Origin of the sequence: Natronospirillum sp., assembly GCF_022565775.1 — a bacterium.
Taxonomy (GTDB): Bacteria; Pseudomonadota; Gammaproteobacteria; order Pseudomonadales; family Natronospirillaceae; genus Natronospirillum.
The window spans coordinates 1-13,749 of record NZ_JAIUMC010000084.1 but is presented as its reverse complement, the minus strand read 5'-3'; the positions used below and the strand labels follow the sequence as shown (position 1 = coordinate 13,749).

General features: G+C 58.8%; 11 protein-coding genes. 9 read left to right on the top strand and 2 right to left on the bottom strand.

Features of this window, described 5'->3' with window-relative positions:
• Positions 1 to 76: 76 nt before the first annotated feature.
• Positions 77 to 991 carry a CsiV family protein gene (locus LAT62_RS13190; protein ID WP_293384715.1) on the bottom strand — a complete coding sequence of 305 codons (915 nt, stop codon included), beginning with the start codon at positions 989 to 991 and terminating at the stop codon, positions 77 to 79.
• On the bottom strand, positions 988 to 4,491 hold the full coding sequence (gene mfd / locus LAT62_RS13185; RefSeq protein WP_293384712.1) for a transcription-repair coupling factor: 3,504 nt from the start codon (positions 4,489 to 4,491) through the stop codon (positions 988 to 990). The genes LAT62_RS13190 and mfd overlap by 4 nt, the downstream gene beginning before the upstream one ends.
• Before the next feature lie 420 nt (positions 4,492 to 4,911).
• Here mfd and LAT62_RS13180 point away from each other — a divergent pair, with 420 nt between their 5' ends.
• The 9 genes from LAT62_RS13180 to sthA all read left to right on the top strand — a co-directional run bounded on the left by LAT62_RS13180 (position 4,912) and on the right by sthA (position 13,693).
• Positions 4,912 to 6,252, top strand: a complete 1,341-nt coding sequence (locus LAT62_RS13180; protein WP_293384709.1) for a Na(+)-translocating NADH-quinone reductase subunit A — start codon at positions 4,912 to 4,914, stop codon at positions 6,250 to 6,252.
• Positions 6,253 to 6,256: 4 nt separating this feature from the next.
• The gene (locus tag LAT62_RS13175; protein ID WP_293384706.1) at positions 6,257 to 7,465 is read left to right on the top strand and encodes an NADH:ubiquinone reductase (Na(+)-transporting) subunit B; all 1,209 of its coding nucleotides are present in this window, start codon (positions 6,257 to 6,259) and stop codon (positions 7,463 to 7,465) included.
• Positions 7,449 to 8,222, top strand: a complete 774-nt coding sequence (locus LAT62_RS13170) for a Na(+)-translocating NADH-quinone reductase subunit C (RefSeq protein WP_293384703.1) — start codon at positions 7,449 to 7,451, stop codon at positions 8,220 to 8,222. Before LAT62_RS13175 ends, LAT62_RS13170 begins: the two co-directional genes overlap by 17 nt.
• A gap of 1 nt (position 8,223) precedes the next feature.
• Positions 8,224 to 8,886 (top strand): NADH:ubiquinone reductase (Na(+)-transporting) subunit D, encoded by a 663-nt coding sequence (locus tag LAT62_RS13165; RefSeq protein ID WP_293384700.1) that lies wholly within the window; start codon positions 8,224 to 8,226, stop codon positions 8,884 to 8,886.
• Positions 8,886 to 9,503 carry an NADH:ubiquinone reductase (Na(+)-transporting) subunit E gene (nqrE, locus tag LAT62_RS13160; protein ID WP_293384697.1) on the top strand — a complete coding sequence of 206 codons (618 nt, stop codon included), beginning with the start codon at positions 8,886 to 8,888 and terminating at the stop codon, positions 9,501 to 9,503. The genes LAT62_RS13165 and nqrE overlap by 1 nt, the downstream gene beginning before the upstream one ends.
• Positions 9,504 to 9,518: 15 nt before the next feature.
• A complete protein-coding gene (nqrF, locus tag LAT62_RS13155; protein WP_293384694.1) occupies positions 9,519 to 10,745 on the top strand; it encodes an NADH:ubiquinone reductase (Na(+)-transporting) subunit F in 1,227 nt (408 codons plus the stop codon).
• A gap of 5 nt (positions 10,746 to 10,750) precedes the next feature.
• On the top strand, positions 10,751 to 11,788 hold the full coding sequence (locus LAT62_RS13150) for an FAD:protein FMN transferase (RefSeq protein WP_293384691.1): 1,038 nt from the start codon (positions 10,751 to 10,753) through the stop codon (positions 11,786 to 11,788).
• Positions 11,788 to 12,024 (top strand): (Na+)-NQR maturation NqrM, encoded by a 237-nt coding sequence (nqrM, locus tag LAT62_RS13145; protein ID WP_293384688.1) that lies wholly within the window; start codon positions 11,788 to 11,790, stop codon positions 12,022 to 12,024. The genes LAT62_RS13150 and nqrM overlap by 1 nt, the downstream gene beginning before the upstream one ends.
• Positions 12,025 to 12,301: 277 nt before the next feature.
• A complete protein-coding gene (sthA, locus tag LAT62_RS13140; RefSeq protein WP_293384685.1) occupies positions 12,302 to 13,693 on the top strand; it encodes a Si-specific NAD(P)(+) transhydrogenase in 1,392 nt (463 codons plus the stop codon).
• Positions 13,694 to 13,749: the final 56 nt, after the last annotated feature.

Below are 13,749 nucleotides of genomic sequence, written 5' to 3'. Positions count from 1 at the left end.
TGTATTCCGTAGGAGGCCACCCCGCTGGCCGATTTGATAAGGGGCCTGCGGCCCCTGGCGCGGCCAAGGCACGCGCCTACAATTCCTCTTCGTCCGCGCCTTCGAGGTCGTCCTCGGCATCCGGGTCGATGTCGCTCTCAATCAACTCGCCACCGGTGGTGACTTCTGCCGGGGTATAGGGGGTGAACTGAATCAGCATGCCCAGCCGCGGGTGGTCGATATAATGCAGCTCGTTGCTGCGCATGCGTCGCTGCTCGGCGAAATGCGCGGCTTCCACGGGCACGAATCTCGGCCCGGTGCGGAAGGTGCTGCCACCACTTCTCATGGGCGGCGAAAACTCGCCATCGGCCATCAGAGAAGTCGGCAAGCCGTCCCGTGAAATCAGCGGCAGCGGCTCCTGATTCAACTCGTACTGCGTCTGATACAGGTCGGTTTCCACATGCAGGAAGCGCCCGACATGAATGGCGATGGTGCCATCCAGTTCATAATGTTCGTCAAAGCGCCGCCCGGCATGCAGGCGGATGATATCCCGGTTGGCCTCTGCCGAGACGGGCATGTTCCAGCCGGTGTGCAGCAGCACGCGTCGGCCGCGACTTTCGTTTACCCGCCGGGCTTCGTCAGTGAACTGCAGCAATGGGCGGGGCAATATGATCAGACTCTCTTCGATGCCGTCCACAAAGTCGATCAGCGGCCAGCGAGGCGGCAGTTCCGGGGGCGGTGTCAGGTCCAGCGCCGGCAGGGGGGCGATCACCGAAGATGACGAGTCCGGGGCCTTGCGCAGTTGCATCGCATCCTGGGTGCCGGTCAAATTCGGAAAGGTTGGCCAGATTTCGTTGTATTCCGGCTCCTGACGTTGTTCGAACAGGATCAGCTCGACCTGATACCAGCGCCCCACATTGGGGTTGGTGTCCTGTGCGACGGCCGGCGATACAACAAGCGCAAGCAGGAGCGTCAGTACCAGGGTATTACCCGGGTTGATCAGTCTGTTCATGTTTGCAGGTCCTGGCTGAGTCTGTCCAACAGGGTGTCCACGATGGCAAAACGTTCCTCAGCGGTCTCCGAGGTTTCCCGGAACCCGAGGCGATCTCCCTGACGCATCTGATAGGTTGCCGGTTGTTTCTGTACCAGGTGCACGATGGTAAACGGATTTACCTGTGTCTGGCCAGAAAACTCGACCACACCCCCTTCGGCATTGCACGTCAGTTTATCAATGCCCATGGTCTCAAGGCGATGGCGCAGGCTGGTGACCCTGAAAAGATTGTTCAAAGGTTCGGGCAACAGGCCGAAGCGGTCGATCATTTCGATCTTCAGTTCGCGCAGCGCGGCGTCATCCGGAGCACTGGCGATGCGCTTGTAGAGCGTCAGCCGGGTATTGATGTCGGGCAGGTAGTCTTCCGGTATCAGCGTCGGCACATGCAGGTTGACCTCGACGTGGCTGTGGTCCGCCAGGTTGATGTCGGGCTCCTTGCCGGCCTTCAGCGCCTTCACTGCCTGCTCCAGCATCTCCATATAGAGGCTGAAGCCGATGGATTCGATATGGCCGCTCTGTTCTTCACCCAGCAACTCACCGGCGCCGCGGATTTCCAGATCATGGGTGGCGAGCATGAAGCCGGCACCCAGGTCCTGCGCCTCGGAGATGGCTTCTAGGCGCTTCTGCGCGTCTCCGGACAGCGCCTTCCAGGGCGGCGTCAACAGGTAGGCATAAGCTTGATGGTGCGAACGGCCGACCCGGCCGCGCAACTGGTGCAACTGCGCCAGGCCGAACTTGTCGGCCCGGTTGATGATGATGGTGTTGGCTGACGGTATGTCGATGCCGGTCTCGATGATGGTGGTGCAGACCAGTACGTTGTAGCGCTTGTGGAAAAAGTCCGACATCACTTTTTCCAGGTCTCTTTCGCGCATCTGGCCGTGGCCGATGGTGACCCGGGCCTCGGGGATGGCCTCGCGAATATCGTCGGCCACTCGTTCGATGTTCTGCACCTCGTTGTGCAGGAAGTACACCTGCCCGCCGCGCTGGATTTCCCGGTAGATGGCTTCGCTGAGCAGGGGCTGGTCGTGCTCCCGCACGAAGGTCTTCACCGAGAGTCGGCGGGCCGGTGGCGTGGCGATGATGGACAGGTCACGGATGCTCGACATGGCCATGTTGAGCGTGCGCGGAATGGGTGTGGCAGTGAGCGCCAGTATGTCCACATTGGCCCGCAGGGCCTTGATGCGTTCTTTCTGCTGCACGCCGAAACGGTGTTCTTCGTCGACGATCAGCAGGCCCAGATCCTTGAACTTGATGCCTTTGGACAACAGCTTGTGGGTGGCGATCACGATATCCACCTGACCGCTTTCCAGCCCCTCGAGTACGCGGTCGGTTTCCTTGCCGGTGCGGAAACGCGACAGCACTTCCACACGCAGTGGCCAGTTGGCAAAGCGGTCGACAAAACTCTCGTGGTGTTGCTGGGCGAGCAGGGTGGTGGGCACCAGAATGGCGACCTGCTTGCCCGAATGCGCGGCGATAAAGGCGGCGCGCATCGCGACTTCGGTCTTGCCGAAACCGACATCCCCGCAGATCAGGCGATCCATCGGCTGCGCCTTGGTCATGTCCTGAACTACGGCATTGATGGCAATCTGCTGGTCTTCGGTTTCCTCGAACGGAAACTCGGCGGCAAAGCGGCGATAGTCTTCACCTACCGGCGGGAACGCATGTCCCTGCCGTGCTTCGCGTCGTGCATAGACATCCAGCAGTTCGGCGGCGGTATCGCGGATCTTCTCGGCGGCCTTGCGTCGGGTGTTGGCCCAGCGTTCGGTGCCCAATTTGTGCAGCGGTGCTTCGCTTTCTTCACCACCGGCATAACGGCTGATCAAATGCAGGCTGGTGACCGGAACATAGAGATTGGAGCCGTTGGCGTAATTGAGCTTGAGAAATTCGTTGGCCTGGCCGTCGACTTCCAGTGTCTCCAGCCCCTGATAGCGGCCCACCCCATGATCGAGATGCACCACCGGCTGGCCGGGCTTGATTTCCGCCAGATTGCGGATGGCCAGGTCGGCCTGATCATTGGTGGTGGCTTCCGAGCGCCGACGGGTAGCCGCCACGCGCTGCTCACCGAACAACTGCGTTTCACTGACCAGACGCAAGCCGGCGCCCGGATGCTCGATGCCCTGGCTGAGCGGCGCCACGGTAATGGCCAGACGCTGAGTGCCGGTGAGGAAGTCGTGCAGGCTGTCCAGTTGAGCTGGGCGGATGCCTGCATCGTTCAGCAGATCCAGCAGGCTTTCGCGCCGGCCGGGCGTTTCGGCACAGAACAGGACGCGGGCATCGGTGCTATCGAGCATGGCCTGCACAGCCTGCAGCGGCCGAGGCGCCCGGTGATCAATCGGGTAGGTCCGGGTTGCGGCGAAGGCGGAATTGATCGCGCCGCTGCCCTCAACCGGCTCGGCACTCAGTTGCACTTGCGGGAAGCGCTTGAGATGACCGAACAGTTCGTCGGCACGCAGGTAGATGCGGTGCGGCGGCAGCAGCGGCCGGGTTATGTCGTGGCGCCGGTTTTCATAGCGCTGGGCAACATCGGCCAGAAAATGCTCGGCTTCCTGTTGCAGGTCTCCCTGAAACACCAGCAGGGTGTTGTCGGGCAGGTAGTCGAAAAACGCATGCAACTGATCGAAGAACAGGTCCAGATAGAACTCGATGCCGGCCGGGGCCAGGCCATCGGAAATGTCCTGATACAGAGGGCATTGGCGCGGGTCAGCGTCGAATTCGGCGCGAAACGCCGCACGAAAATGCGCAATGCCTTCATCGGTCAGCGGAAATTCGCGCCCGGGTAGCAGTTCAAAGCGTTCTACCGGCTTTTTGGTGCGCTGGGTATCCGGGTCAAACAAACGGATGGATTCGATGTCGTCATCAAACAGCTCGATGCGCAGTGGTGCCTCCGAGCCCATCGGGAAGATATCCACCAGACCGCCGCGCAGCGTGTATTCGCCATGTTCGGTGACGGTGCTGGCATGCTGGTACCCGGCTTCCTGCAGCCGATGGCTGAAGGTCTTGATGTCCAGTGTGTCGCCGACGCTGAGACGCAGCGTCCAGCGCTGCACATACTCTTTCGGCACAAAGCGGTGCAGCAGGGTACTGAGGGTGGCGAATACCGGTGCGGGTCGTTTACCGGCCTGTTGCAGTTCGTACAGCGTGCTGAGGCGGTCAGAGATGATGTCCTGATGCGGTGAAAAAGTGTCGTAGGGCAGAATTTCCCAGTCCGGCAGCCAGCGACTGGCCGGCAGACCGCTGCCCATGAACAGGGCTGTTTCCTGTTGCAGGCGTTCCAGTTCGGTTGTGCTGCTGCCAATGACCACCACCTGACCTTCGTGCCGGCGCATCAGCGCCGCCACTGCCCACGCATCGGCCCCGGCCGGCAGATTACCCCAGCGCCGCTTGTCTCCGCTCTGACGCGGCAGTTCGGTAGGGGTCAGAGGCTGGGCGTCAGCCGGTGCAGTCTGCTGCTGTGAGGTCACTTGTACTCCTGAGGATATACTGTCACGCCGGTCTGGCCGGCGGCGGCGTATTGTAGCAGGCGAGGGCAGCACTGGCAGCACTGCTGTGCCGCTCAAATTCATTGATGCAACTCAGGAATAGCTGTCTGTCGCTAATTTAATAAGTTGTGGCGCGGGCCGAGAGTAGCAAATAAGCCTTATGACTATTATACTTACGCCGGATTTCAGGGGGTGTTCAGGATATGGCTCACGCAGCACGGTAGGTATCGGTTTGAGAGTCGGTAACGTGCTACCCGAAAGATCTGCTGCTGTCCTGATTGGTCATTGTCATTCTGCGCCTGCTCCGGGGTTTTTGCCCCACCGAAAGAAACAAATTTGTCCCGATGGTTTCCAGGGAAACGGTCGGGTTTATGCTTTGAAATCAGAAACGGGCAATACACTATGATCACTATAAAGAAAGGTTTGGACCTTCCGATTACTGGTGAGCCCGCCCAAACCCTGTCCGAGGGGAACTCCGTCAAGTCGGTTGCGCTGGTAGGTTACGACTACCACGGCATGAAGCCGACCATGCTGGTACGCGAGGGTGATCGCGTCAAGCTGGGTCAGCCTGTGTTTACCGACAAGAAGACCGAGGGAGTGACCTACACGGCACCGGGTGCAGGCGTGGTGAAGGCCATCAATCGGGGCAAGCGACGGGTATTTCAGTCGCTGGTTATCGAACTGGATGGTGATGAAGAGGAAACCTTCGACAAGGTCACCCCCAGCAAGCTGGGCAGCCTCGGTCGCAAGAGGATCGTGGACAATCTGGTCAAGAGCGGTGTCTGGACGGTGTTGCGCACGCGGCCGTTCAGCAAGGTGCCCTCTCCGGATGCCGAGCCTTCCGCCATTTTTGTCAATGCGATGGATACCAACCCGCTGGCGGCCGATCCCGCTGTAGTGATCGCGCAGGACAAGGAAGCCTTCAAGCAGGGTCTGACCATTCTGAGCAAGCTGACCGAGGGCCCGACCTGGGTCTGCAAGGCGCCGGGTGCCGACATCCCCACCGTGGATGGCATTCGCACCGAAGAGTTTGCCGGCCCCCATCCGGCCGGTAATTCCGGTACTCATATACACTTCCTTGAGCCGGTGCACCTGTCCAAGTTCGTGTGGACCGTCAACTACCAGGACGTGATTGCCATTGCCAAGCTGTTCACCACGGGTCGCATCAGCACGGATCGTGTGGTGGCGCTGGGTGGCCCCATGGCGGAGAAACCTCGCCTGGTCAAAACCCGCATTGGCGCCAATCTGTTTGACCTGTGCCAGGGCGAAGTGCCGGCCGGTGAAACCGTGCGCATGATTTCGGGTTCTGTCTGGGGTGGTCGCGCGCCGATCGATGAAGTGGCCTATCTGGGCCGTTATCATCTGCAGGTAAGCCTGCTGCGTGAAGGCACCGACCGGCCTATGTTCCATTATCTGCGCGCCGGTTTTGAACGCTTCTCGGTGCTGAATATCTATGTGTCCAAGCTGTTCAAGGGCAAGAAGTACGCCTTTGATACCTCTACTCAGGGGTCCGAGCGTGCCATGCTGCCGCTGGGGCAGTTCGAGAAGGTGATGCCGCTGGATATTCTGCCCACCCAACTGCTGCGCGCCATCGCCAGTGGTGATCTGGAACAGGCAGAAGAGCTGGGCGCACTCGAGCTGGACGAAGAAGACGTGGCACTGCTGTCCTACGTCTGTGCCGGCAAATACGAGTATGGGCCCCTGCTGCGGGACACCCTGACCATCATCGAGAAAGAGGGCTGACAGAATGGCATTACGCAAGATTCTTGACGATCTGGAGCCGCACTTTACCGAAGGTGGCCGCTACAAGAAGTGGTATTCGCTCTACGAAGCCATTGATACCTTTTTCTACCGCCCGGGCAGTGTAACCAGCACCACCGCGCATGTGCGTGACGGCATGGACCTGAAGCGCATCATGATCACCGTGTGGGTGTGTACCTTCCCGGCCATGTTCTTCGGTATGTGGAACATCGGTTATCAGGCCAATACGGCCATTGCCGGTGGGCTGGAGCTGACCGAGAACTGGCGGCATTTCTTTATTGCCCTGTTTGCCGGAAACGACCCCAGCAGCGTCTGGGACAACTTCTGGTATGGCTTCTGGCATTTTGTTCCCGTGTATGCCGTGACCTTCCTGGTGGGTGGTTTCTGGGAAGTGATGTTCGCCACCATCCGCAAGCACGAAGTCAATGAAGGGTTCTTTGTGACCTCTGTGCTGTTCGCCTTGATCGTTCCGCCGACGATTCCGCTGTGGCAGGTGGCCCTGGGTATCACCTTTGGCGTAGTCGTGGGCAAGGAAATCTTCGGTGGAACCGGCAAGAACTTCCTGAATCCGGCCCTTACCGGACGTGCCTTCCTCTACTTTGCCTATCCGGCCGCCATGTCGGGCGATGAGGTGTGGACCGCTGTGGACGGCTTCTCCGGTGCTACACCGCTGAGCCTGGCGCAGGACGGCGGTGTTGGCTACATGATCGAAAACGGCGTGGCCTGGAGCAGTGCATTCTTCGGTACCATTCAGGGCTCCATGGGTGAAACCTCGACCCTGCTGGTTTTGCTGGGCGGCATGGTGCTGTTGATCATGGGTATCGCCAACTGGCGAATAGTCGCCGGGGTGATGGTGGGGATGATACTGACCTCCACGATGTTCAATATGGTCGGTTCCGAAACCAATGCCCTGTTTGAAGTGCCCTGGTACTGGCATCTGGTATTGGGCGGGTTTGCCTTCGGCATGATGTTCATGGCAACCGATCCGATTTCAGCCTCCATGACCAATCTTGGCAAATGGTGGTTCGGTGGCCTGATCGGGGTGATGACGGTATTGATCCGTGTGGTCAACCCGGCCTTCCCGGAAGGCATCATGCTGGCCATCCTGTTCGCCAACATTTTCTCGCCGTTGATCGACTACTACGTGGTCAAGGGCAATATCAAGCGGAGGGCTGCTCGTGTCCAACAAGCGTGATAGAGATTCAGTTCAGAATATCATCATCGTTGCCTTTTCGGTCTGTCTGGTGTGCGCCATAGTGGTGTCTGCCGCGGCGGTAAGCCTGCGTCCACTGCAGCAGGAAAATGCCGAACTGGACCGCAAGTCCAACGTACTGCAGGCGGCCGGTATCTTTCAGACCGGAGTATCCATTGACGAGCAGTTCGAGGACATCGAAACCCGGGTTATCGAACTGGCTACCGGTGAGTTTGCCGATCATATCGACCCGGACACCTTCGACCAGCGTCGGGCGGCCCGTGATCCTTCCCAGTCGCAGGAGCTCCGCGGCCGTGAAGACATCGCCGGCATCAACCGCCTGGAAGACTACTCGCTGGTCTACCTGGTGCGCGATGACAACGATGACCTGGAAATCGTGATCCTGCCGGTTCGCGCCTATGGCCTCTGGTCCACCATGTATGGTTTCCTGGCCCTGGAAAGCGACCTCAACACGGTTGCCGGCCTGGGCTTCTATGACCATGCGGAGACGCCGGGCCTGGGTGGCGAGATCGACAACCGCAACTGGATTGCCCAGTGGCCTGGCCGCAAGATCTACAACGACGACGGCGAAGTGGCGCTGCGTGTGACGCGCGGCGGCGGAGTGGCGGAAGAACATCATGTCGATGGTCTGTCCGGTGCGACGCTGACCAGCCGGGGTGTCGATAACATGATTGAATTCTGGATGGGCGAGCGTGGCTTCAAGCCTTTCCTGGAAAATCTGCGCGGGGAGGAATCCTGATATGGCCTCACAAAGCAAAAAAGTCCTGATGGACCCGTTGTTCAACAACAACCCGATCGGCCTGCAGATTCTCGGTATCTGTTCCGCTCTGGCAGTAACCACCAACATGACAGTGTCCCTGGTCATGTGTCTGGCGGTTATCTTCGTGCTCTGTCTGTCGAATTTCTTTATTGCGGTAATTCGCAGCCAGATTCCGAGCAACATCCGGATCATCGTGCAGATGACCATCATTGCCTCGCTGGTTATCGTGGTGGATCAGATCCTCAAAGCCTACGCTTATGACATCTCGCAGCAGCTGTCGGTATTCGTCGGGTTGATCATCACCAACTGTATTGTACTGGGTCGCGCCGAGGCCTTTGCCATGCAGAACCCGCCGGGCATCGCCTTCATTGATGGTCTGGGCAATGCACTGGGCTATTCAGTGGTGCTGATGGTTGTGGCGTTCTTCCGCGAATTCTTCGGTGCGGGCTCACTGTTCGGTGTGCAGATTCTGGTGCCGGTCAGCGAAGGCGGATTCTACGAGCCCAACGGTCTCTTCCTGCTGCCGCCGAGCGCCTTCTTCATCATCGGCTTCATGATCTGGGCGCTGCGCGTCTGGAAGCCGGAGCAGATCGAAGAAGATGAATTCGAGATCCGGCCGAACGTCAACAAGGAGGCCTTCTGATGTTTGAAGAACTGCTTGGCTTGTTTATCACCGCCATCTTCGTCGAGAACATGGCGCTGGCCTTCTTCCTGGGGATGTGTACCTTCCTGGCGATCTCCAAGAAAGTGGATGCCGCTGTGGGTCTGGGTATCGCCGTTGTCGTAGTGCTTGGCGTCACGGTCCCGGTCAACAACCTGATTTATGCTTATATTCTGCAGGAAGGCGCGCTGTCGTGGATCAGTGAAGATCTTGCAGCCGTCGACCTCAGCTTTCTGGGCTATCTGAGCTATATCGGCGTTATTGCGGCGCTCGTGCAGATCATCGAGATGTTTCTCGACAAGTACATTCCCAAGCTCTACAACGCCTTGGGAGTGTTCCTGCCGCTGATCACCGTGAACTGCGCCATTCTGGGCGGCTCCCTGTTCATGGTGGAGCGGGACTACAACTTCTCGGAGTCCGTGGTGTATGGCCTCGGTGCCGGCATCGGCTGGGCGCTGGCGATTGCAGCACTGGCGGGTATCCGCGAGAAGCTGAAGTACAGCGATATTCCTCCCGGACTGCGCGGCCTTGGCATTACCTTTATTGCCACCGGTCTGATGTCACTGGGTTTCATGTCCTTTTCGGGCATTCAGCTGTAAGACAGGAGCAAGCTCATGATTTTGGAAATTGTATTGGGCGTCGTGTTCTTCATCGTCATCATTTTTGCCTTGGTGGGTGTGATAATCAGCGCACGTTCCAAGCTGGTGAACACCGGCGAAGTCACGATTGAAATCAACGACGATCCTGACAAGGCCATCAAGGCGGAAGCGGGCAGCAAGTTGCTGGGCACGCTGGCCAATCAGGGTATCTTCCTGAGTTCTGCCTGCGGCGGTGGCGGCACCTGCGCCCAGTGCAAGTGCCAGGTGTTCGAAGGGGGCGGTGCGCCGCTGCCGACAGAAACCTCGGCCTTCACCAAGGGTGAGCTGAAAGCCGGCTGGCGCCTGTCCTGCCAGGTGCCCGTGAAGCAGGACATGAAGATCGACGTACCTGCGGAGTTCTTCGGTGTTGAGCGCTGGGAGTGTGAAGTAGTCTCCAATCCCAATGTGGCGACCTTCATCAAGGAGCTGACGCTGAAGCTGCCGGAGGGCGAGAACGTTGACTTCCGCGCCGGTGGCTATGTACAGCTTGAGTGCCCGCCGCACCATGTGAAGTTCAAGGACTTCGATATCGAGAAGGAGTTCCAGGGTGACTGGGACAAGTTCGATGTCTGGCAGTACGAATCCAAGGTCGACGAAACCGTCACCCGGGCCTACTCGATGGCGAACTATCCGGAAGAGAAGGGTATTGTGAAGTTCAATATCCGGATAGCCACCCCGCCGCCGGGAACAGATCATCCGCCGGGTATCATGTCGTCTTTCGTGTTCAGCCTGAAGCCGGGTGACAAGATCACCGTGTTCGGGCCCTTTGGCGAGTTCTTCGCCAAGGATACGGATGCTGAAATGGTGTTCATTGGCGGTGGTGCCGGTATGGCGCCGATGCGTTCTCACATTTTTGACCAGCTGAAGCGCCTGAACTCCAAGCGCAAGATCACCTTCTGGTACGGGGCCCGCTCCTACCGTGAGGCCTTCTATGTGGAAGAGTTCGATAAACTGGCGGAAGAGAACGAGAATTTCGAGTGGCACCTGGCCCTCAGCGAGCCGCTGGAAGAAGACAACTGGACCGGCCATACCGGCTTCATCCACAACGTGCTGTACGAGCACTATCTGAAGGACCATGAGGCGCCGGAAGATGTCGAGTACTACATGTGTGGGCCGCCGATGATGAATGCGTCCTGTATCAAGATGCTGAAAGACATGGGCGTCGAGGACGAAAACATCGCGCTCGACGACTTTGGTGGCTGATGCAGATGACCAGGCCGTTACACAAGTTGTGGCTTATCAAGGGGTGCCTGTGGGCACTCCTTTTTGTTTCTGCCTGCAGCAGTGAACCGGGTGACGAGCCACTGCGCTTCGCCGGCGGCACCATGGGCACCGATTACACGGTTCAGGTATTCGCCCCCGAGAGCGAAAAGCTGACGCTGGAGGTGGGCATTCAGCGCACTTTGCGGCGTGTCGTGAGCAGTACCTCGGTTTATGAGCCGCGGTCTGATATCACCCGCTTCAATGAAGCCGAGCCGGGTGAATGGGTCGAGGTCAGTGAGGAGGTGGCAAAGATTGTCGCTGCCGGGTTGGAAGTGGCCGAGCGCACCGAGGGTGCCTTTGAGCCAACCATCCTGCCTCTGGTCAACCTCTGGGGCTTTGGCCCGCGAGGCCGCGCCGAGGAAATTCCGGAAGAAGACGAGCTGGAAGCCGCCATGGCGATGATCGGCTGGGAAGCCATCGAAGTCAGAATGGACCCGCCGGCGCTGCGCAAATCGGAGCCCAGAGAGATCGACCTGGGCGGTATTGCCAAAGGCTATGGTGCTGATGCAGTCGCTGCATATCTTAAAGATCAGGGTTACTCCCAGTTTCTGGTAGAATTGGGGGGTGACATGAGTATTCGCGGCGGCAAGCCCGATGGGTCACTCTGGCGCATTGCCATCGAAAAGCCGGATGAAGCTCAGCGTGGCATCTATCGGATTCTCGAACTGGAAGACGCCGACCTGGTCACCAGTGGCGATTATCGCAACTATTTTGAAGTGGATGGTGAGCGGTATTCGCACACCATCGACCCGCGCACAGGCTTCCCGGTGGATCATCGCCTGGCGTCAGTCTCGGTGATTGCCGAGAGCAGCCTGTTGGCCGATGCCTGGGCAACCGCCCTGATGGTATTGGGGCCAGAGCAGGCTCTGGAGACCGCAGAGCGCGAAGCGCTCTCGGTGCTGCTGATTGAACGGACCGACGATGGTTTTGTCGAACAGTCCACCGGAGAATTTACCCGCCTTCTGGCGGAGGAGAACGAGTGATGTTGACCGTATTTTTGCTGGTATTGACGCTGATGCTGCTGCTGGTAGCCGGCATGGCCATAGGGGTCATGTTCGGGCGCAAGCCGATCAGTGGCAGTTGTGGCGGTATTGCCAATACCGGAGTGTCCAAGGGCGCCTGTGACTTCTGTGGCGGCGACCCTAACAAGTGTGATGCGCCTGATGACGAGGGTGATCCGAAAGACAGCAAGACGGCTTTTTACGACGCCTCAAGGTAGGGGCGTCTGTAGGCGCGTGCCTTGGCCGCGCTCGGGGCGGTAGGCCCCCAACACAAGGCGGCTGCGCCGCCAAGCGGGGCTTACGCCCCTGGCCTACAAATTAGGCACTGTATCTGTAGGCTAATGGCGTGAGCCATGCCCCGGGGCCGAGAGGCCCATAAAACAAGGCGGCTGCGCCGCCGAGCGCAGATAAATCAGCGCCTACAGGTGTTGTGCCTCAATTGTAGGCGCGTGCCTTGGCCGCGCTTTTCGCAATAGTTTGGTTCAGGGAGTAACAATGGCAGAATTCAGCTACGACGTCGTGGTCATCGGCAGCGGCCCGGCAGGCGAAAGTGCCGCGATGAACGCTGCGAAGAGCGGTAAATCCGTTGCCATCATCGACCGGCGCCATGATGTAGGCGGCAACTGCACCCACCAGGGCACCATCCCCTCCAAGGCACTCCGTCATTCCGTCGATGCGCTGATGAAATACAACCGCAGCGCCATGTTTCGGGCGATTTCCGAACCCAGGCTGCTCGATTTTCCGACCGTCATGCAATCTGCACAGACCGTGGTCAACAAGCAGGTGACCATGCGCGCCCGTTTTTATGCGCGCAATCATGTTTCGGTCTATCAGGGCGATGCGTTCTTTCTCGATCAACACCGGGTAGAGCTGCGCGAAGGTGATAACGCCGGTGATGTGCTCAAGGGTGAGCATATTATCATTGCCACCGGCTCTCGCCCGTATCGGCCCCCCGAAGTCAATTTCAAGCATGCCCGTATCTTCGACAGTGACAAGGTGCTGACCATGACCGATACGCCCAAGCGTATGGTCATCTATGGTGCCGGTGTCATCGGCTGTGAATATGCCTCCATATTCAGCGGGCTGGGCGTCAAGGTCGACCTGGTGAATCCGGGCGCTCGACTGCTGGCATTCATGGATGATGAGATTTCCGACGCGCTGAGCTACCACATGCGCAACCATGGCGTGCTGATTCGCCACAACGAGACTTTCAAGAAGGTCGAGGGCAAGAAAGACCAGATCATCCTGACTCTGGAGAGCGGCAAGACGATCAAGGCCGACGCCTTCATGTGGGCGAATGGACGTGCCGGCAATACCGAAACACTCAATCTCGAGGCCATAGGCCTGCAGCCGAACGGGCGTGGACAACTCGAAGTCGACAAGACCTATCGCACCAAGGTGGAGAACATCTACGCGGTAGGGGACGTGATAGGCTGGCCAAGCCTCGCCAGTGCGGCATATGATCAGGGGCGTGGTGCCTCGAGCGCCGCCCTGGAAGACGGCCATTCACACTTCTTCAGTGATATCCCGACCGGGATCTATACCATCCCGGAAATCAGCTCTGTCGGTGAAAATGAACGTGAACTGACAGAGAAAAAGGTGCCCTATGAAGTGGGCAAGGCCTATTTCAAGGATACCGCCCGGGCGCAGATCACCGGTGAAGATGTCGGCATGCTGAAGATTCTGTTCCACAGCGAAACTCTCGAGTTGCTGGGCATTCACTGCTTTGGCGACCAGGCAGCAGAGATTCTGCACATCGGCCAGGCCATCATGGAGCAGCCCAACGGTGGCAACACGTTGGAGTACTTCGTCAATCACACCTTCAACTACCCGACTATGGCCGAAGCCTATCGGGTGGCTGCCTTGAACGGCCTCAACCGGCTGTAATAAGGGGCCTGCGGCCCCATCGCGCAACGGGGTGCGCTCCCACGGCACGGGTTTCC